Source organism: Mesorhizobium comanense (assembly GCF_005503535.1).
GTDB classification, from domain to species: Bacteria; Pseudomonadota; Alphaproteobacteria; order Rhizobiales; family Rhizobiaceae; genus Mesorhizobium; species Mesorhizobium comanense.
In genome coordinates this window covers 800,230-820,455 of record NZ_SCNN01000001.1, presented here as the reverse complement: position 1 = coordinate 820,455, position 20,226 = coordinate 800,230, and the positions used below count along the sequence as shown (strand labels likewise).

Annotated in this window: 15 protein-coding genes; 5 read left to right on the top strand and 10 right to left on the bottom strand. The window is 64.6% G+C overall.

Going from position 1 to position 20,226, the window contains the following annotated elements:
* Positions 1-235 precede the first annotated feature (235 nt).
* Positions 236-1,093 carry an SH3 domain-containing protein gene (locus FFS37_RS03835; RefSeq protein ID WP_232375559.1) on the top strand — a complete coding sequence of 286 codons (858 nt, stop codon included), beginning with the start codon at positions 236-238 and terminating at the stop codon, positions 1,091-1,093.
* A 48-nt stretch (positions 1,094-1,141) separates the two neighbouring features.
* Here the strand turns inward: FFS37_RS03835 and FFS37_RS03830 are convergent, their stop codons facing one another.
* Entirely contained in the window at positions 1,142-2,344 is a 1,203-nt protein-coding gene (locus FFS37_RS03830) for a Mur ligase family protein (protein WP_232375558.1), read from the bottom strand.
* Between the two features lie 169 nt (positions 2,345-2,513).
* Positions 2,514-3,260, bottom strand: a complete 747-nt coding sequence (locus FFS37_RS03825; protein WP_137929588.1) for an SDR family oxidoreductase — start codon at positions 3,258-3,260, stop codon at positions 2,514-2,516.
* A gap of 255 nt (positions 3,261-3,515) precedes the next feature.
* On the opposite strand from FFS37_RS03825, the gene zwf reads away from it, so the two are divergent.
* The 3 genes from zwf (at position 3,516) to edd (ending at position 7,582) form a co-directional block, all read left to right on the top strand.
* Positions 3,516-4,985: a glucose-6-phosphate dehydrogenase gene (gene zwf, locus FFS37_RS03820; protein ID WP_137929587.1), complete on the top strand. Its 1,470-nt coding sequence runs from the start codon at positions 3,516-3,518 to the stop codon at positions 4,983-4,985.
* Positions 4,967-5,686: a 6-phosphogluconolactonase gene (gene pgl, locus FFS37_RS03815; RefSeq protein ID WP_137929586.1), complete on the top strand. Its 720-nt coding sequence runs from the start codon at positions 4,967-4,969 to the stop codon at positions 5,684-5,686. Before zwf ends, pgl begins: the two co-directional genes overlap by 19 nt.
* A gap of 72 nt (positions 5,687-5,758) precedes the next feature.
* Positions 5,759-7,582 carry a phosphogluconate dehydratase gene (edd, locus tag FFS37_RS03810; RefSeq protein ID WP_137929585.1) on the top strand — a complete coding sequence of 608 codons (1,824 nt, stop codon included), beginning with the start codon at positions 5,759-5,761 and terminating at the stop codon, positions 7,580-7,582.
* Between the two features lie 68 nt (positions 7,583-7,650).
* Here the strand turns inward: edd and FFS37_RS03805 are convergent, their stop codons facing one another.
* The 5 genes from FFS37_RS03805 to FFS37_RS03785 all read right to left on the bottom strand — a co-directional run bounded on the left by FFS37_RS03805 (position 7,651) and on the right by FFS37_RS03785 (position 15,691).
* Positions 7,651-9,318, bottom strand: a complete 1,668-nt coding sequence (locus FFS37_RS03805; protein ID WP_137929584.1) for a vWA domain-containing protein — start codon at positions 9,316-9,318, stop codon at positions 7,651-7,653.
* 88 nt (positions 9,319-9,406) lie between these two features.
* Positions 9,407-10,792: a tetratricopeptide repeat protein gene (locus FFS37_RS03800; protein ID WP_137929583.1), complete on the bottom strand. Its 1,386-nt coding sequence runs from the start codon at positions 10,790-10,792 to the stop codon at positions 9,407-9,409.
* Between the two features lie 239 nt (positions 10,793-11,031).
* Positions 11,032-12,030 (bottom strand): GlxA family transcriptional regulator, encoded by a 999-nt coding sequence (locus FFS37_RS03795; RefSeq protein ID WP_137929582.1) that lies wholly within the window; start codon positions 12,028-12,030, stop codon positions 11,032-11,034.
* A gap of 11 nt (positions 12,031-12,041) precedes the next feature.
* On the bottom strand, positions 12,042-12,941 hold the full coding sequence (folD, locus tag FFS37_RS03790) for a bifunctional methylenetetrahydrofolate dehydrogenase/methenyltetrahydrofolate cyclohydrolase FolD (RefSeq protein WP_137929581.1): 900 nt from the start codon (positions 12,939-12,941) through the stop codon (positions 12,042-12,044).
* Positions 12,942-13,126: 185 nt separating this feature from the next.
* Positions 13,127-15,691, bottom strand: a complete 2,565-nt coding sequence (locus FFS37_RS03785) for a GumC family protein (RefSeq protein ID WP_137929580.1) — start codon at positions 15,689-15,691, stop codon at positions 13,127-13,129.
* Positions 15,692-15,888: 197 nt separating this feature from the next.
* Here FFS37_RS03785 and FFS37_RS03780 point away from each other — a divergent pair, with 197 nt between their 5' ends.
* Positions 15,889-17,184: a lipopolysaccharide biosynthesis protein gene (locus tag FFS37_RS03780; protein WP_137929579.1), complete on the top strand. Its 1,296-nt coding sequence runs from the start codon at positions 15,889-15,891 to the stop codon at positions 17,182-17,184.
* A gap of 7 nt (positions 17,185-17,191) precedes the next feature.
* Here FFS37_RS03780 and FFS37_RS03775 read toward each other — a convergent pair whose 3' ends face one another.
* From FFS37_RS03775 to FFS37_RS03765, 3 genes are read right to left on the bottom strand one after another with little or no spacing between them, the layout of a single operon-like run.
* Complete coding sequence (locus FFS37_RS03775) at positions 17,192-18,121, bottom strand: DUF6492 family protein (protein ID WP_137929578.1); 930 nt, start codon at positions 18,119-18,121, stop codon at positions 17,192-17,194.
* Positions 18,118-18,924 (bottom strand): WecB/TagA/CpsF family glycosyltransferase, encoded by an 807-nt coding sequence (locus tag FFS37_RS03770; protein ID WP_137929577.1) that lies wholly within the window; start codon positions 18,922-18,924, stop codon positions 18,118-18,120. The genes FFS37_RS03775 and FFS37_RS03770 overlap by 4 nt, the downstream gene beginning before the upstream one ends.
* On the bottom strand, positions 18,921-20,093 hold the full coding sequence (locus tag FFS37_RS03765) for a glycosyltransferase family 4 protein (protein WP_137929576.1): 1,173 nt from the start codon (positions 20,091-20,093) through the stop codon (positions 18,921-18,923). Before FFS37_RS03765 ends, FFS37_RS03770 begins: the two co-directional genes overlap by 4 nt.
* Between the last annotated feature and the right edge of the window lie 133 nt (positions 20,094-20,226).

Here is a 20,226-nt window from a genome sequence, read left to right as displayed (position 1 = left end):
ATTCGTGTAACATTTATTGCCCAGCCGATCCGTTGCGAAAATGCCTGTAAAGGCGCAGAATCCCTTATAATGGCGTAGTGATGCCACAATCGCGGGCGAAAGGTCCGCATCTGGGCGATTGGTCGGGGATTTGTTTGCGGGCCCACCCGCGTTGATTTTCGGGACCGATGCCGATCACATGCCGCAAGACCGGCACGATCGAAAGAACATCGGCCCGCTTATGGAGGTGGCTAGAGTGATAGAGCCCTTCAGTTTCGGTGCTCCGGAACGTCGGCGCTTTGCCATGCAGTTCGGCTATGACATGCGCCCGTCTTTCTGGCAGGAAGTGCGGTCGAACTCGCACCTGGTGATCGCCGCGGTCGGCACAGCCGCGTTGCTCGGCGTGGCCGGAGTGGCGCTATGGCTGGCGTTGCCGACCAATGAGCGGCAGGCCGCAGCCAGCACGGAACAGAGCATTCCAACCATTCCGGTGAAGACGACGAAGATTTCTTCCTCGGGGACGACAGCGGCCGCCGCAGCCGCACCTCAGGTCGAGCGCAAGTCCAGCAAGGTCACGCCGACCATGGCGGTCGCCAAAGCCGCCATTCCGGCGCTGGCCGCCAATGATCCTCGCTGGACCGGATCACAGGCCAAGCCGACTGCTGCTTCGGCTTCATCAGTCCAAGGGGTCGCCCAGGCCGAGCAGCCACAGGACAAACCGGCGGAAGCGGCGGCTTTCACGCAACCAGCGGCCGACACCGATGCGACGGACGAACTTGCCAAGGTCGCGGCTCCGGCGGCGGGCGGCAACCCCGATGGCGCACCAACCGCCGCCATCCCCGAGGTACAGCCGCAGACACCCGACCAGCAGCCCGCCGCCGAGGATGATGGCGGCAAGCCGAAGGCCAAATCCCACAAGGTGGCAGCGGTCGGCACAGGACGTATCCTCAGAGCCGTGACGATGCGCAGCGGACCGAAGAAGGGGGCGGCGGCGATCGGCACCGTGCCCGCCAGAACCTCGGTGCAGGTGATGAGCTGCAAGCAATGGTGCCAGATCGTCTACAACGGCAAGACCGGCTGGATCTACAAGAGCTACATCAAGCCCGGCGCCTGACGCATTTCATCCGAATGCAGGATTGGACCGGATTCCTGCCTTGCAGGATCAGGACGATGGACGGCCGCCCACGAGCCGATGGAGAAACCGCCAGACCCTGGCGCGCCTTCGCCTGAGGATGTAGTCGTTGTGCTGCTCGAAGGGCACCTCGTACAATCCGCAAGCACGGCATCCCTGTTCCTTGCCACACGCGCTTTCCCAGCAACGGACATCATGGGCCCAGGACAAGGCAACCCTCTCCAGGTGAAGGTTGGCCGAACTCTTGAGCAGTATGAGTTCGCCCGGCAAGGCCGTCCGCTTGATGAAATCGGAGACGTCCTGCACGCTTCTGATCTCCTGGAAGCGGCCACTCTTGCGATCGTCCTCGCCGGCTCTGGAACGATGGGCATTGTCGCCAACATAGATAACCTGGTCGGCAGCCTCCCGCGCCGATTTATAGGCTCTAGCGTATTTGCGGTTTGAACCCGCATAGTCCGAAATCTGTCCGAGGACGATGCGCTTTCGCGGGGCAACAGCTTTCGACATCATGTCGATCGCCAGGTCGATCGAGTGCCAGGGCGCCTTTACCGTATCGATGATGAATTCCGGGCCGGCACCGGTGACGAAAAGTTCGCATCTGTTTTGACGAGGCAGGAATGTGGCCAGCCGCGAAGCCACGATCTCGGGCGGGACGCCGAGTTCGAGCGCCGTGGCCGCTGCCGCGGCCAGCGGCAACCAGAAATAGCCGGCGGGAAACGGGGCCTTCAACTGAAGGCTGTTCCGTTTCCAGTGCATCTTGAATGTCAGGGCATCGGGGTAGCCGGCGCGCACATCGCTGATGCGATAGTCGGCGTCATCAGACATGCCGAACGTCACGACGCGGCACCTGGCTCCCACCGCCATGGTCTTCACATGTGGGTCGTCCGCATTGAGAATGGCGAGCCCGTTGGCGGGCAACGCGTAGACGAGGGCGCGCTTTTCCTGCGCCACGTTCTCGAGTGTCCTGAAACTGCTGAAATGCTCCAGCCGAACCATGGTGACCACGGCAACATGGGGTCGCAGCAGCTTGGCCATCGGCTCTATCGAGCCCTCGCCACGCGCCCCGACCTCGGAGACGACATAGTCGAACTTGCCGCCTTTGATACGTTTGCGCAGCGAGAAGACAAGCGCGTCGATGGAATTGGTGAACACCTGGGTGTGGACGGATGCTTGCGCTGCCAGCAAATGCGCCAGAAGAGTGACGCAAGTCGATTTGCCGGAGCTCCCGGTCACGCCAATGAAAGTCGCCTTACTTTGCGCGCGCGCTTGCCTGGCGCGGGAGATCCATAACCGGCGCCTCGCGGTTTGGCGAATCTTCCGCAGCTTCGCTCCCACGCCTGCCATTGCAAATACCCTGTCGACTTGCGCCTCTCGGTCACATCAGCATTGTCTCAGGCACGGCTCAGATGCAACGCCCGCCATCGACCTCCAACGCCACGCCGGTGATGAAGGCGGCTTCATCCGAGGCCAGCCAGAGCGCCGCATTGGCGATATCGAGCGGTGTCGACAGCCGGCCGAGTGGGATGGAAGCGCGGAATTGGTCCCGGATTTCAGGCGTGTCGGCACCCATGAATTTCTCCAGCATGCCGGTCTCGCCCGCGACCGGGCAAAGGCAGTTGACGCGTATGTTCTTCGGCGCGAGTTCCACCGCCATCGACTTGGTGGCGGTGATCGCCCAACCCTTGGAGGCGTTGTACCAGGTGAGACCGGGCCGAGGCCGGAGACCGGCGGTCGATGCCGTGGTCAGGATGACGCCACCGCCCTGCCGGTCCATGATCGGCACGACCGCGAGGGCGGCGTGATAGATCGCCTTCATGTTGACGGCTGTGATGAGGTCGAAGGTTTCCTCGTCAACCTTGAGCATGTCGCCGTTGCGGTGGGTGAATCCGGCATTGTTGACCATGATGTCGATGCGGCCGAAGGCGCTTTTGGCGGCATAGATCATCTCGTCGAATTCGGAGCGCAGGGAAACATCGGTCTGCGTCCAGATCGCGGCCTTGCCTATTTCATCGGCAACGCGCTCCGCGCCCTTGGCGTTGAGATCGGCCACGACCACCCGCGCGCCCTCCTCGGCGAAGCGTCTGGCCATGCCTTCGCCAAAGCCCGATGCCGCGCCGGTGATGACGGCTACCTTGTTTTCCAGACGCATGATTCCCGCTCCTCGAATGGCGTGCCGATTTCTCCCTTAGCTTTCGTCACATTCGCGTTCTATGCTGCGGCTGCGAAAGCTTCCGGAGTCTCTCGTCACCGACAAGCCTCCGGCCGGCGACAGTGTCAAGCGCGCGCGTGGACCCAGGCTTCAGCCAGAGATTGGTCCTCGATGTGACACCATGGCACTGGAAAATTTAAATCGATTAGAATATATCAGCCGCGTACTCGTGACCGGCGTCAGAGCGGACAGACCATGACCAGCCAGATCATCCCCGTCGATCCTTTCGACTTCATCATTTTCGGCGGCACCGGCGACCTTTCGGAACGCAAGCTCCTCCCGTCGCTCTACTACCGCCAGCGCGACCATCAATTCTCCGAGCCGACGCGCATCATCGGCACGTCGCGCTCGAAGATGAGCGACGAGGAATTCCAGGCCTTCGCCAAGCAGGCGATTTCGGACCACGTCAAGCCGGCCGATATTGACGCCAAGGAGCTGAAGACGTTCCTCGCCCGGCTCTCCTATGTCTCGGCCGATGCGACCAGCGGCGCCGGTTTCGACAAGCTGAAGAAGGCGATCGGCGAGAGCGACCGCATCCGCGCCTTCTATCTCGCCGTGGCGCCGGCGCTTTTCGGCGACATCTCGCACAAGCTCAAGGAACACGATCTGATCACGCCGAATTCGCGGATCGTGCTGGAAAAGCCGATCGGCCGCGACCTTGCCTCCGCGCAGTCGCTCAACGACCTGGTCGGCGACGACTTCCATGAAAGCCAGATCTTCCGTATCGACCACTATCTGGGCAAGGAGACGGTGCAGAACCTGATGGCGCTGCGCTTCGCCAACGCGCTTTATGAGCCGCTTTGGAACTCCGCCCATATCGACCACGTGCAGATCACCGTCGCCGAGACGGTCGGCCTGGAAGACCGCGTCACCTATTACGACAAGGCCGGCGCGCTGCGCGACATGGTGCAGAACCACATGCTGCAGCTCCTGTGCCTGGTTGCCATGGAGGCGCCCTCGTCGATGGACGCCGACGCCGTACGCGACGAGAAGCTGAAGGTGCTGCGGGCGCTGAAGCGCATCAACGGCAACGAAGCCCCCAAACACACCGTGCGCGGTCAATATCGTGCCGGTGCGTCGGCCGGCGGCCCGGTGAAGGGCTATGTCGAGGAACTCGGCAAGGACAGCAACACCGAGACCTTCATCGCCATCAAGGCCGAGATCGGCACCTGGCGCTGGGCCGGCGTTCCGTTCTATCTCAGGACCGGCAAGCGGCTCGCGACCCGGGTTTCGGAAATCGTCATCGAGTTCAAGCCGATCCCGCACTCGATCTTCGGTGACAGCGCCGGACCGATCTTCGCCAACCAGCTCGTTATCCGGCTGCAGCCCGACGAAGGCGTCAAGCAGTTCATCATGATCAAGGATCCCGGCCCCGGCGGCATGCGGCTGCGCCAGATCTCGCTCGACATGAGCTTCGCGCAGTCCTTCGATGGCCGCGCGCCGGACGCTTATGAGCGGCTGATCATGGACGTCATCCGCGGCAACCAGACGCTGTTCATGCGCCGCGACGAGGTCGAGGCCGCCTGGAAGTGGATCGACCCGATCCAGAACGCCTGGGAAGCCGCCAAGCAGGAAGCGCAAGGCTACACGGCGGGCACCTGGGGGCCTTCGGCCTCGATAGCGCTGATCGAACGCGACGGACGGACATGGCACGAGAGCAATTGAGCAGCGCCAGCTACGACTGGAACGCCTTCCCCGACCGGCCGGCGCTGGCGGCGGCCCTGGCAGGCCGCGTCGCCGAGCGCCTGACCAAGGCGATCGCTGAGCGCGGCACGGCGTTGCTGGCCGTCTCCGGCGGCACCACGCCGGCCAAGTTCTTCGCCGCACTCTCCGCGCTCCCCATCGCCTGGAACAAGGTGATCGTGACACTGGTCGACGAACGTTTCGTGCCGGCTTCCTCGCCCCGCTCCAATGCCGGGCTTGTGGCTGCCAATCTGTTGCAGAACGCGGCCAAGGCGGCGCGCTTCGTGCCACTGTACCATGAGACCGCTGGCGGCATCGAGGATGCGGCGACATCCGACGATGCGGCGCTGCGGTCGCTGCCCTGGCCGCTCGACGTCGTGGTGCTCGGCATGGGCCCGGACGGCCACACCGCCTCCTTCTTTCCCGATGCCGACGACCTGCCGCGACTGCTCGATCCGGCCTCGGACAGGATCATCCTGCCGGTTCATGCGGCAAGCGCCGGCGAGCCGCGGCTGACCCTATCGCTGGCGCGCATCATCCATGCCGGCTTCATCGCGCTGCACATAGAAGGCGAGGACAAGCGAACCGCCTTTGACGGCGCGGTCGCGCCCGGGCCGCAAAAGCCGATCCGCGCCGTGCTCGACGCCGCTCCCCGAGCCGTAGAGGTTTTCTGGGCGCCCTGATCTCAACTTTACCGTGGTCCCGGCAACGGCGGGAGGATGTTTCCGGGACCTCGCCTGAAAGGACCTGATGCCATGACCGCAAGACGCGATATCGAAGCCATAACGCAGCGCATCCGCCAACGCTCGAAGGCAGGCCGCGAAGCCTATCTCGGCCGTATCGCCGGCGCATCGAGCCAGGTTGCCAACCGGTCGGTGCTGGGCTGCGGCAACCTCGCCCATGGCTTTGCCGTCTGCAGCCCGTCCGAGAAGCTGGCGCTCGGCGCCGACAAGGTCGCCAATCTCGGCATCATCACCTCCTATAACGACATGCTGTCGGCGCATCAGCCGTTCGAGACCTATCCCGCCCTGATCAAGGAAGCCGCGCGCGAGGCCGGCGGCATCGCCCAGGTGGCCGGGGGCGTACCCGCCATGTGCGATGGCGTCACGCAAGGCCAGCCCGGCATGGAGCTTTCGCTGTTTTCGCGCGATGTGATCGCCATGGCGGCGGCCATCGGCCTGTCGCACAACATGTTCGACGCCGCCGTCTATCTCGGCGTCTGCGACAAGATCGTGCCCGGCCTGGTCATCGCAGCGCTGACGTTCGGCCATCTGCCGGCGGTGTTCATTCCGGCCGGTCCGATGACCACGGGCCTCGCCAACGACGAGAAGGCCAAAGTCCGCCAGCTCTATGCGGAGGGCAAGGTGGGCCGCGCCGAGCTCCTGGAGGCGGAGTCCAGATCCTATCACGGGCCGGGCACCTGCACCTTCTACGGCACCGCGAACTCCAACCAGATGCTGATGGAGATCATGGGCCTGCACACGCCTGGCGCATCCTTCGTCAATCCCGGCACGCCGTTGCGCGACGCCTTGACTCGCGAGGCGACGAAGCGGGCACTGGCCATCACCGCGCTCGGCAACGCCTATACGCCGGTCGGGCGGATGATCGACGAGCGCTCCTTCGTCAACGGCGTTGTTGGCCTGCATGCCACCGGCGGCTCGACCAACCACACCATCCATCTGATCGCCATGGCGGCGGCGGCCGGCATAACCCTTACCTGGCAGGATATTTCAGATCTTTCGGAAGCCGTGCCGTTGCTGGCACGCGTCTATCCGAACGGCCTTGCCGACGTGAACCATTTCCATGCCGCCGGCGGGCTCGGTTTCCTCATCCGCGAACTGCTCGACGAGGGTGTCCTGCATGACGACGTCCAGACGGTGTGGGGCGAAGGCCTGCGTTCCTATGCGGTCGAGGCCAGGCTCGGCGAAGATGGCAACGTGATGCGCGAGGCCTCGCCGCGCGCGAGCGGCGACGAGAAGGTGCTGGCGCCATTCAAAAAGGCGTTCCAGCCAACCGGAGGCCTGAAGGTCCTGGCAGGCAATCTTGGCCATGCCGTCATCAAGACCTCGGCCGTCAAGCCGGAACGGCGCATCATCGAAGCACCCGCCAGGGTCTTCGACAGCCAGCAGGGCCTGAACGACGCCTTCAAGGCGGGAACGCTGACCGGCGACTTCATCGCCGTCATCCGCTTCCAGGGTCCCAAGGCCAACGGCATGCCGGAACTGCACAAGCTGACCACCGTGCTCGGCATCCTGCAGGACCGCGGCCAGCGCGTGGCGCTGGTTACCGACGGGCGCATGTCGGGCGCCTCCGGCAAGGTGCCGGCGGCGATCCATGTGACGCCGGAAGCGGTCGAGGAAGGACCGATCGCCAGGATCCACGATGGCGACGTCATCCGGCTGGACGCCGATGCCGGCACGCTGGAAGTGCTGGTGCCTGCGGCGGAATTCGCGTTGCGCCGCACCGCCGACGCCGACCTCATCGGTAACGAGTTCGGCTTCGGCCGCGAGTTGTTCGCCGGGCTGCGCCAGCTGGTGGGCCGTGCCGATCACGGCGCCAGCGCATTCGGAACCGCCTGACCTCTGATGATATCTTCCAACAAAAAAGGGCGCCATCGGGCGCCCTTTTTGCGTTGCTGGACCTGGATTTACTCGACCTTCAGCTCGTTGCGCTCGCCGGCCTTGACCGTGAACGGCGTCTCCTTGTCGGCCTTGTCGGTGGTGAAGTTGGTGACGAGCACGTAGTCGCCCGCCGCCAGCGTAGTCTGCATCTTCTCTCCATAGGCGTAGGTCACCTGCTTGCGCTCGCCCTGGATATTCTTCTTGGCCTCATAGATCTTGAAGCCATCGGCGCCCGGCGCATCCACGGCCAGGACACCGGCATTCAGCGTCACATTGACATCGGTCATCTGGCCGACCGTGACGCTGAACGGCTGTTCGGTGGAAACCGCCTGCACATCGACCCCCATCACATAGTCGCCCGGGGGCAGGTCGAACTGGCTGTCGGCACCGTAGGCGTAGGTGACCTGATCACGGGTGCCGTCGAGTTTCTTGGCCGCCTTGTAGACCTTCCAGCTCACATCGGTTTCGGCCTTCTCGCCGCCCTGGGTATAGAAGGCGTTGGCCTTGGCCTTGCCGACCCCGACGATCATGTCCTTGTCGACGACCTGGCCGGCGGCAAGCTGCAAGGTCTCGCTCGATTCGCCGGCCCCCAGCTTCACGGTGACCTTGGTCTCGCCGGCCGGAACGACGAACTTGACCTCGCCGTAGTTCGCATCCGAGGTGCCGCCGGGATAGGCGATGCTGATCTGGGCATTGCGGTCGACATCGGCGCCTGGCGACGGCCGTGCGTGAATGGAAAGTTCCGCGGCGTTGAGGTTCAGCGCTATCTCCGTGGCTTTTTCGGCCGTCAGCGAGACCTTCTGCTCGGCCTTGGCCGCACCGCTGCTGGCGACGACGATGTAATTGCCGGCGGCGAGGTGGAACTTGACGGCGTTATAGCCGTAATCGACGTTCTTGCCGCCCGTTCCCTGGGCATCGTCCTTGAAGATTTCATAATAGACGTCGGTCTTCGGCGCCTCGCCGCCCTCCTTCAGGAACGCTTGCGGGATGAGATTGTAGTCGACCTCGGCGGCCTTGGGTGCGGGAGCCGGGGCCGGTTCGGGGGCCGGGGCTGGCGCGGGAGCCGGCGCCGGCGCGGCGACGGTTTCAACCAACGCTTCCTGCAAGGCCTTCTCGTCCGAAGCCTGGATGTATTTGCCGCCGGTGTTTTCGGCGAGGCACGCGATCTGCTTGCCCTCATCGGCGGTGAGGCCGAAGCCGACGACATCGGCAGTGAAGTCGACGCCCGCGGCTTTCAGTTCCTTGCCGAGCGCGCAGGGGTCACCACCGCAGGTCTCGAGCCCGTCGGTGATGAGGACGACCGTCGCCTTGTCCTCCGTGTATTTCAGCGCTTCCGCCGCCTGCTTGACGGCCGCCGTCAGCGGCGTCTTGCCGAGGAATTTCAAACTGTCGGCGGCAGCGGTGATGGCGCTGGCGGAACCTGACTGGGGCGGTACGATCAGCTGGATGTCCTGGCAACTGCCCTTTTCTCGATGGCCATAGGCCATGAAGCCGACTTCGTCGTCGGCAGGCACCGACTGCAGAACGGTCCTGAGCGATTCGCGGGCGATTTCGAGCTTTGGCTTGCCGTCGATCTGCGCCCACATCGAGCCGGAAGCGTCGAGAATGATGATGACGCGGTTGGCGGCGAAGCCGACCGACGTCATGAAAAACAGGAGGATCGCCGCAGCAACGCTCCGTGACAGTACCGCCATCGAAATCTCCTGAGTTAGCCCCCTCATCCGCAGCGGGAAGCTATTTGACGTCGCGCCGGGATACAAGCCCAGCGTGTAGCGATCTCGTTCAGGCGCCAGGCACCTGGACAGGCCTGAAACCTTGCTGTTCGACGATGGCGCGATAGCGGGCGTCGGACCACAACGCCCTGAACGGAGGCTCGATGCGGATACCGAGCATGTCCTCCTCCTTGCGCCGCACCGCTTCCTGGATGTAGCCGATGGCCTCGTCCTTGCGCCCCAGCATGGCCGCCGTGCCGGCCACCTTGTAGGCCGGCTCCAGGTTCCTTTCGAACTGGCGGATCTGCTCGGCATACATGGCCGACAGCAAGCCCTCGCCTCCGGCCTCGCGCAGACCTTTCTCGGCGGCGTCGGCAATGGCCAGGCGGGCAGCATTGTTGGCGATCTCGGCGGCACGCCGGTACTCGCGCAGGAAATCGGTGAAGCGGCCCTGATCGAGATAGATGGTAGCCAGATACTCCGGTGGAGACCGCAAATTCGGCTCGGCCTTGGCCAGTTGCTGGAGGATCATCACGGCGTCGTCGACGCGCCCGGCATAGAACAGGATCAACGCCTTGTTGGCGACGATAGCGCGTGATTCCGGATTGAGCTCCTGCGCCCTGCTGATCTCGGCCAATGGCGTACCGACCTCGCCCGACACCATCAATGTCAAAGCATACCAGTGGTGTGTCTGCGCCGCGTTCGGGTCGAGACGGATGGCCCGCTCGAACAGCTCCCGCGATCTGGGAAAGTCCTTCGTCCAGTAGAAGGTGGTGAAGGCAAGGGCTGCATAGGCCCCGGCATTGTCGGGATCGAGCGTGATCGCCCGTTCGGCGGCAGCGACTGCGCGCGGATAGGCCTCGTTCGCCGGCATCAGCGTGAACTGGCTGATGGTGTTGTAGGCTTCGGCCAGCTTGACGTAGGCATCGGCATAGTGCGGGTCGAGGGTCGTGGCCTCGGTCAGCAGTTGGATCGCGTGGGTGAAGCCGTCTGCCTGCCTTGTGCCCAGATGATAGACGGCATCCAGATAGAGGTCCTGGACCCGGGACTCAGGCCGGTAGATCATGCGCTGCGGCGGCGCGACCACATCACGCGTGACGAGGGCGCCAGCCAGCGCCGCCAGCAGCATGGCAATCGCCCCGAAGACCAGCACCCGCCGCGATCCCACCGACTTCGGGGCCGCGGCCATAGCGACCGTTTCGGGCATGGCCGGTGGCGCTGCAACGAGTTCGGCCGGCGGCGGGGCGGCCTCGTCCTGTTGCGCCGGCTCTCCGCCGCGCAGCCACGCCTCGAGCTCGTCGGTATAGGCGAAGACCAGGCTCCTGGCGCCGCCGGAAATCCGATGCACCGGCAGCCCCCGCTGTTGTTCCCAACGGCGCACCGTGCGTTCGTCGCGCCCGAAGAACGCGGCGATTTCCTTCCAGTCGCGAAGACGGCGGTCGCGTTTGCTTGCCAAGGCCTGTCCCACTTGTCCCCTAACGCCCGTATCTGCCCGTATTCGCCTGGTGCCCTCCAACACCAGGCCGCGCTAGCATCGCCATCGACAACAGAGCTCCGATGCCACCGACGGCCAATGCCGGCGGGAAGCATCGCTTGGCCTGCCGGGGTTTTCAACCCAGCGAAAAAGGGGGGGGCCGGCGAAAAAGGGGCCCGCGGAAAAACGGGCCGGCAAAGGCGGACTGCCCTCGAAGTTGGTCAGTAGGTGGTGCGGCGTTCTTCGGAAGGCGGGCGGCCGAACTGCAGCCGGTAGCTCTGGGCAAAATAGGAATGCGAGGTGAAGCCGGTCGCGATCGCCACGTCGAGGATCGGCATGTTGGTCTGCCGCAGCAGTTCGCGCGCCCGCTCTAGCCGCAGCCGCATGTAGTAGCGGCCCGGCGTGACGTTGAGGTGGCGCAGGAACAGGCGCTCCACCTGGCGGACCGAGAGACCGGCCGACTTGGCAAGCTGCACCGCCGAGAGCGGCTCGTCGAGATGGTCGGCCATCAGTTCGACGATGCGCCTGAGCTTTTCCGACTTGCCGGTCAGGTCGCGCTCGGGCCCGACGCGCTGGCGATCGCCGGCCGAGCGGATGCGCTCGTGCTGGAACTGGTTGGCGACGCCATTGGCGAGGTTCGAGCCGAAGTCGCCACGCACGATCTCCAGCATCAGGTCGATCGATGTGGTGCCGCCGGCGCAGGTGTAGCGCTTGCGATCGATCTCGAAGACATTGCCGGTGCAGTTGATATCGGGGAAACGCTCCATGAAACCGGCGCGGTTTTCCCAGTGGATGGTGCAGCGATAGCCGTCGAGCTGTCCGGCCTCGGCCAAAAGGTATGACCCGACAGACAGGGCACCGAGCGCGTTGCCGCGCCGCCCCCAGCTGCGCAGCGCCGCCAGAACCTTGCTCTTGCCGGGAAATTCCGTGGTAAGGCCAACCGACACGAAAAGAATGTCGACCGGCGGCAGGTCTGCGACACTGTAGTCGATCTTCAACGGCAGGCCGTTGGACGCCATCACCGGGTCGCCGTCGGCCGATACCGTGGTCCAGCCGTAGAAATCGCGGCCCAGCAGGCGGTTCGCGGACCGGAACGTGTCGATCGCGGCGGCCAGCGAGAACATGGAAAACTTGTCGACCAGCAGGAAGGCGAACTGCCGCCCGCCCTGAACGGGATCATTGGTGACCGGCCGTTCCTGGGAAACAGAGGTGTTCGGCAAAGCTGGCGCTCTCAGAAAGAGGGCCGTTTCAATCCGGCCGCAAGGTAGGCCGAAGCTAACGTATTGGCCATCAGCATGGCAATGGTCATGGGCCCGACACCGCCAGGCACCGGCGTGATGGCGCCCGCGACCTTGGCCGCCTCGGCATAGGCGACATCGCCAACGAGGCGGAACTTGCCCTCACCCTTCTCGGGCGCCGGAATGCGATTGATCCCGACATCGATGACGGTGGCGCCGGGCTTGACCCAATCGCCCTTGATCATTTCCGGCCGGCCGACGGCGGCGACAAGAATGTCGGCCGTGCGGGCCAGCGCCGGCAGGTCCTTCGTACGGCTGTGGGCGATGGTGACGGTGCAGTTGGCAGCTAGCAAAAGGTTGGCTATCGGCTTGCCGACGATATTGGAGCGTCCGACAACGACCACCGCAAGTCCGGACAGGTCCTTGCCGCGCGCGCGCTCGATCAGGAGCATCGAGCCGGCCGGCGTGCAAGGCACGAAGGCGGTGTCGAGTTCGCCGGTGCCGAGCTTGCCGACATTGATGAAGTGGAAGCCGTCGACATCCTTTTCCGGCGCGATGGCCTGGATGATCTTGCCGGCATCGATATGGCCGGGCAGCGGCAGCTGCACCAGGATGCCGTTGATGGCAGGATCGGCGTTGAGGTCGGCGATGATCTTCAGCAAGGCCTGCTCGGAAGTTTCCGCCGGCAGCGTGTGCTGGACCGAATGAAAGCCGCATTCCTTTGCGGTCCGGGATTTGGAGGCGACATAGACCTGGCTCGCCGGATCCTCGCCGACGATGACAACGGCCAGGCCGGGCTTGGCTTTGCCCTTGGCAACCAGTTCGGCGGTCAGTGCCTTGACCGTCCGCACCACGTCTTCAGCAACGCTTTTTCCGTCAATCACTTCGGCCATGGACCATCCTCAACACCGTTTTTTGCCTATGCCGTTGTCTGCAAAGACAAAGCAGCCACCCCGGCAGCATGCAGCGCGGCATTGTCACGAAAATTCCAGCACGCAATCCCGTCAGAACGCCGTTCCATGCCGTTTACGCGAAAACCATAATGGTTTTGTTCGGCCTCGACGACGTATTTGATGGCTCAGAAGTAGCGGCGGCGCGCACGGCTCTCGGTGAGTTCGCGGACCGCCTCGCGAAACTCGCGCAGGCTGGCGCGGATTTCCTCGATCGGCGCCTGTTCGACGTTCTCTTCGATGGGAGGAACGGGCTGCGCCATCGGCCGGTCAGGGTACGCCTGCTGCTGCGGCGCAACAGGCTGCGATGGGTATGGCACATGCCCGTCATAGGATGGCTGTGCGTAGGGGTAAGCGGCCGGCGACGGCGCCTGCCAAGGCTGTACCTGGGGATAGCCAGCCTGTTGCGGGGGATAGGGCGGCGGAGCCGGATAGATCGGCTGCGGCATCAGGGGCGACCGTGAGGGCAGGCCCATCGCTCCCTGATAATGGGCATCGAAGGCGGGCGGGAAAGGCGGACGGGGATATTCCGGCATCTCTGGCCGAGGCGTGAAACCGGATCCCTGCGGAGAAGCGCCCGCAGTGCCTGCATCCGCCGGATGCGTGCTTGCGGCGAATTCGGGGAACGCGCTGGAAACGTCGTCGTCCGCCTCGATCGACGGCCTGCGCCAGAGCGCCTCGTACATTCGGGCCATCAGTCCGGCTACTCTTCCGGGGCGCTCGACCGGGATCGCTTCGGCCTCCATAGGCGGCGGCGCGGGAGGCGGAGGCGCGGGGGGCGGCGCCGGCGGCACTGGCGTTGCCGGCATCGGTGGCGCGGGCGGCGGCGCCCTGAAGGCCTGGCCCTCGAAAGGCGCCTTGCGGTCGCGGCGCGACCGCGATGTCGCGGTCTCACGCAGGCTCTCATAGGCGCCGCGCATGGCGCCGAGGCCGACACCGGAGGCAAAGCCCAGGAGCAGGCCGGCAAGCGCCATCACGACCCGCGACGGACCGTTCGGCTCGAGCGGAACGGAGGGCGGCGAGATGACGGTCATATTGGCGGTGTTGATACCCTTCTGCTCGCCAATCTCCTTGGCGCGCAACAGATATTGTTCATAGACGGAACGCTTGGCTGCGGCGTCACGCTCCAGTTCGCGCATCGAGACGAGGTCGCTGTTGACGTCACCGCTACGGACCTTCATCTGCGCCAGTTGGGACGCAAGGTCCTGCTGGACCTGGATCGAGCGCTTCAGGTCAACCTGCAGTGACGAGGCAATGCGGCTGAGTTCGGTGGCGATGCGATCTCGCGCCCCGGCAAGCTGCGCGTTGAGCGCCTGGAGTTCGGGATGACGCGGACCCAGCCGAACCGCCGCGCGATCAGCCTCCTGCTTGAGCGTGGCATATTGCGCGCGCAGATCGCTCATTGTGTTGGAATTGATTTCTTCCGGCAACGTACCGCCGAGCACCGAATTGACATTGATCGAGCGGGCGGAGGCAGCGCGGGCGTTCAGCTCCGCAGTACGGGCACGAGCAACGGACAGTTGCTCGTTGACCTTGAGCATCTGATCATCGCTGATCAGGTGGCCCTGCGCATCGACAAGGTCGTGCGTGGCTCTGAAATCCTCGACCTTGCGCTCGGCCGTCTCGACGCTTTTGCGCATCTCTTCGAGTTTCGCCGTCAATTCGTTGTTGGCCCGGCCGGCGGTGAGGGATTGAAATTCACCCGATGTCTGCAGAAAGACATCCGTCATCGTTTCTGCGATGAGCGCCGATTTCTGTGCGTTCTGCGTGGTCACGCCGATCACGATCGTGGAGGTCTTGCCCGCGCGCTCGACCGAAAGCCTTTCGGCCAGGTTGCCGACGGCAAGCGAAAGGCGACGCGATTCATCGCCACCGCCCGGTCCGTCATGGCGCAACAGGATCGAGCGGATCAGTGACATGACGCCCAGGCCGCCCGTGCCTTCGCCATTGAACTCCGGGTCGTCGGCGAGATTGAGCTTGTTGACGACCTTGCCCAGCACCGTGCCCGAGGTCAGCAATCTGATCTGGTTCTCGACGTTGACAAGTGTCGCGTCAGGAACAACCGCCATCTGGGTGAGATCACGGTCCGAAAGTTTCAGGTCGCGCGGATCGACGACCAATTCGGTCATCGATTCATATTTCTTCGGCGTCGACAGCGCGATGGCAATGCCGAGCCCGGCGCCGATCAGCGTCGTGGTGATGATGAGCAGCTTCGACCTGGCGACCCCGCGCACCACCTGCATCGGGTCGATCAATGGCTTCCACTGCTGGTCATCGTCGCGACCGGGGAAAGACGATCTTGCCTCGCCATCAGTGTACGCTGCCGGCGTTTCAGCGACGCGAGCGCCGGCGGAGGCCTCTTCATCACGGGCAGCGCTTTCGCGCGGCATGGCCGGCGGCGGATCGCCGATATCGACGTCCGCCTGCCCGCGCCAGGCGTCCCGCCGCGAGGCCGCCTCAGGCTCACTCTCAGGCAAAGTCCGATCTGTCCCGGCGGCCGAAGACGGCTCCGCGCGGGCCTCGCGCCGTGAGCGGGCCAGACGGTGGCGCTCGGCGGCATCCTCACGCCATGACGAATCCGCCCGGTCCCCTATCGAGACGAGCGACGGGTCATCCTCACCGCGCATGGCCTGGCCGAGCGCCAGCAGCGAACGCTCGCGCCTCCAGTCCTCACGGTTTTCCCTGTCGACCATTGTCGTGGAGCTTCACTCTTGGCCGCTTGGCAGCGGCGGTCGGCCATTTGTTAAGCCAAGCTAAACAGGCATAGGAAACAAAAGGTTAATTTTGGCGGCGGGCGCGCAAGCTTTTCATAACCTCAAACGCGGGTATTTCGGCCACTTCGGGCGCCAGAACGGCACGTTAAGCTTTCCTGCCTATGGCTTGACGGCACATGAGCGAGGCTCGCGGCATACCGCAAAGGCGGACTTTCGCCCGGATCGGCACTTTCGTGGCCGAGCGACGGGGGCTGGTTCGCGATTATTTTTCGGCAATCAGCGGCGCCGGAGGACGGCTCGTCTTTTCGCTCGCCTATTTCATCGCACTCGCCAACACCCTGTCCATCGCCGAATTCGGCATGTTTGCCACCGCCTCGGCGGCGGGCGTGATGCTGTCGCGAATCCTGGCCTTCGGCTTCATCTCTGCGCTCTACCGCACCGCCACCATCCGGCCCAACCTGATCGGCACCTTCACCGCCGGCTTCCTGCTGCTCGGCGCCGCTTCGCTGCCATTTCTGGCCGCGGCTTCCTACGCGGTCTATCTGATCTTCTTTGCCAGCACCGTGCCGTTGTCGGTGTTTGCCGCGATCGTGTTCGCCGAGGCGCTGCTATGGCGGCCCGTGGAGGTAGCGCTGATCGTCAACAACGGTCTCGGCAAGTTCGGCCGGGCAGCACTTCTCGCCATCGTGGCGACTGCGCTGCGCGCTCTCGGCGCAGTGCTGTTCATGGTTTCGGCGCAGCACAGCGTCGCGGCGTGGTCATGGTTCTATATCGGCGCCAACGCAGCCTCGCTGCTGCTCGCCTTCGGCTGGTTCTATCCACGCCAGCGGCTGCGGCTGCGCACCGAGCTTTACCTGCGGCGGCTCGCCGATTCCGTCTATGTCGCGGGCGCCGAGGTGTTGTTCTACCTGCAGATGGAGTTCGACAAGCTTCTGGTGCTGGCGATCGGCGGACCGCATCTGGCCGGTATCTACGCCATCATCATGCGGCTGGTCGACCTGACCGCGATCCCGATCCGCACCTTCTCCATGATGCTGGTGCAACGCATGATGCGGGCGCCCGAACTGCTCTCGCGGCTGGCGGTGAAGAGCGGCATCGAGGGTGGCGTGTTCGCGGTCTCGACGCTGGCCCTGCTGACGCTTGGCGTCGTGCTGCATTTCTTTCCCAATGCGCTCGGCAAGAATGTCTCGGAGGCCGCGCCCCTCGTTGCACTGGCGATCTGCGTGCCGGGGCTGCGCAACCTCGTCGAATACCAAGCCGAGCTGCTTTTCGCGCGCGGCCAGACGCTGGTTAGGGCACTCAATCTCGGCCTGCTCGCCGGCCTGAAGGCGCTGCTGCTGACCTATGTGTTGACCACGATTTCCGACACGTCGACGCTGGTGCTGTCGCTCAACATCGTCTTCCTGCTGCTCTATCTCGCGTCGATGCTGCTCACCTACTCGGCGCTACGCCGGCCGGCCAAGGCGATCTGACCGGAGATCAGGCGCGGTCGAGGCCGATCAGGCGGCGGATGCGGCCGATGTCGGTGCCGATGAAGGACTGCATGCCGATCGCCACCTGTTCCGGCGCCATGCCGGCGACGAAGCGGCGGAATTCGTCGTCGGACAGCGCCTCGCCTGTCCAATGGACGCGGCAGAATTCTTCCGAGCCGTGGAAGTGGCCGGCGCCGTCGAGAACGTCATCGACATAGCGGCCGTAGATCATGCATTCGGAGAACTGGCGCGCCCTGCCGACCGCCTCGACCCAGTCGCGACCGTGCACGGTCTCGATCCGGCCGCACATGGCCAGCACCGTGTCGCGGCGCCAGGCAATCAGCGTCGAGATATAGTCGTGGACCGATGCCATGGACGGCTCGATGCCGAGTGCCGCGCCGGCGTTGCGCGACCAGACGCGGTGCTCGTCATGGCCGTCATCGGCAAGCACGCCGTCGCGGCGGAACAACCTCGTCATGCCGTCGCGCCAGAAGGCGCCGCAGTCGAAGGGTTTCACGAACGCGACGTCGGAATCGCAGAACACCAGCACGTCTTCCCGGGCATGCGCCGCGATGGCGATGCGGCGCAGCTGCTGCACATGCCAGCCGCGCAGCGGCTGTGTCCTGAAGCTGAGCCAGACACGCCGGCGAAACAGGCTCAGCGGATCATCGACCGCGTGCAGCCAGCGCGGCAGCAGGTCGCGCTCATCGACGACGGTGCGACGGCTGGTCTCCAACTGACGGAAAAGCGCGACATCGCGGTGTTCGACCAGGATGTAGTGGCGAGCGACGCCTGAAACGTGCCGGTCGAGCGTCTCGCACAGCAGGCGGCAGCGCTCGAAGTCCGGCGCATAGCTGGCCGTCACCACCGCGGCCGCCGGCGTGCGCGGCAACAGGTTCGAACCGGCAAGAGCGTCTGGAACGAACCGCTTGTTCAACGGAGCTCTCCGGGGGCGTTTCCAACGGCGTCACGGTCGCGCGACCATTTCTGCTTGACGACGCGCCACAGAAACATCGGATTGCCGACCACGTAGCGGCGCCAGAGCCGGCCCGGCTCGACCGCCAGCCGGAACAGCCATTCCAGGCGCAGGCGGCGCATCCACAGCGGCGCGCGCGGCACCGAGCCGCTCAGGAAATCGAGCAGCGCGCCGACTGCGACCGGCAAGGTGCAGTGGCGTTCATCGATGTGGCGCGCGATCCACAATTCCTGGCGCGGGACGCCCATGGCGACCAGCAGCATGTCAGGCCGCAGCGCCGCGATCCGGCCGATGATCTCCGGCTCCTGCGCGGCCGAGAAATAGCCATCGTGGATGACGACGAAGTTGTGCTGCAGGGCAAGGGCGGCCAGTCGGACCGACGCCGCCTCGGCATTGACGCGGGTTGCGCCAAGAAGCCCCACGGTGAGCGGCCTCGTCGAGGCCTGCAGGAAGGCCGGCACGAAATCGGTGCCGTTGAGATTGTCGGGAAACGGTGCGCCGTAGAGGAGCTTGGCGGCGAGATCGACCCCGATGCCGTCGGGCAGGATGAGGAAGTCGTCAAGCGCCTCGGCGAAGACCGGATCGGTGTAGGCGATGTTGGCATTGTGCGCGTTGAGAAAACTCACCTTGGTGAAGCGTTTCTCGGCAATCAGGCGGTTCAGCAGGGCAATCGCGTCATTCCAGCGGATGGCGAGCACTGGGATGCCGAGGATCGCCTTGAAACTGTCAAATCCGAACGCGGCGCGGGCTGTGTGCATGTTCATGCAAACGCCTCCTGCCTGACGGGACCGAGCTTTGCCAGGCCGAGCCGAATGGCGGCATCGAGCGCCTTGAGCTGCTGGCGATGGAACGCGGCGCCGTCGACGTCATGGATGTCGGCCGCGGCAGCCTCGAGCGCCCTGGCGAAGGCGGCCGGATCGTCGGCGACGACGCAATTGGCGGGACGATGATCGATCCCGCGCAAGGAGCGGCTGGTGGCCACCGAAGGCAGGCCAAGCTCGAAGGTTTCGATGGTCTTCAACTGTACGCCGCTGCCCGCCGTGCTGATCAGCGGGATGACGGCGGCGCCGCGTACGAAAGCGCTGGCGTCGGGAACGCGTCCCACAAATTCCACACCCGGATGAGTGGAGGTTATGCCGGAAGGCATGTGACCCGCGATGCGGATGCGGAAATCAGGCCGCAGATGCGGCGCGACCTTGCCCAGGAACCAGTCGAGGCCGATGCGGTTTGGCTGCCAGGTCCAGGTGCCGATAAGAGCGGCGTCGCAATCGATCCTGCGCGAACCTTCGCGGGTTTGCGCCCGGGCGCCGGTCACCAGCGGCAGCGCCGCCGAACGCTCGCCGGAGGCGACACCGAGGGCCGCACGATCTTCCTCGGCCAATGTAAAGACGAAGCGCGCCCGGCGGCACAGACGCTCTTCCATGAGCTTCAGCAGCCTGGCCTCGCGTCGGAACAGGAAGCGCTGGAAAATACCGCTGGCGGCGGCCGCATTCTCGCGCGCCGAGAGATGCTCGACATTGTGGGCGACGAAAATCGAAGGCCGATCGGTGAAAAGGTTTTCGAAGGCGCCGGCGAACTGCACGGAGTTCATGACATAGGCGTCGAACGGACCGTCTTGTTCGATGGCGGCCCGGATGGCTTGATCGGAGACCGTGCGCAGCTTGACCGACGCGAAAGTGAGGCCTGAAAGGATTGCCCTGCCCGCCCAGGCGAGCTTTTGCAGCGGCGACGCGCTTTCGGTACGCACGTCGATGGCGCCCAGCACGATGGTGTCTTGCGGATCGGCCGCGGCCTTCCCAGGCCAGGTGAAGCCGATGACGGTGACGCGCGCGCCGGCACGCCGCAGGGCGGCGATGATGGCCGCGTTGGCGATCTCGTAGCCCGAGGCGAGAGCGCCATCGGGCACGATCGATGTGGCGAACAGCAGATGCATCTCACCTATCCAGTGGTGTAGCCGGTAGCAAAGCGCGGTGAACCCTTGATTAAGCGAGCACGATCTATGGCCTAAAGCCGATGCCTGGCAGGCTTCTCCGTGCAAGGTGATTAACGAAACCTTATCAACCGTG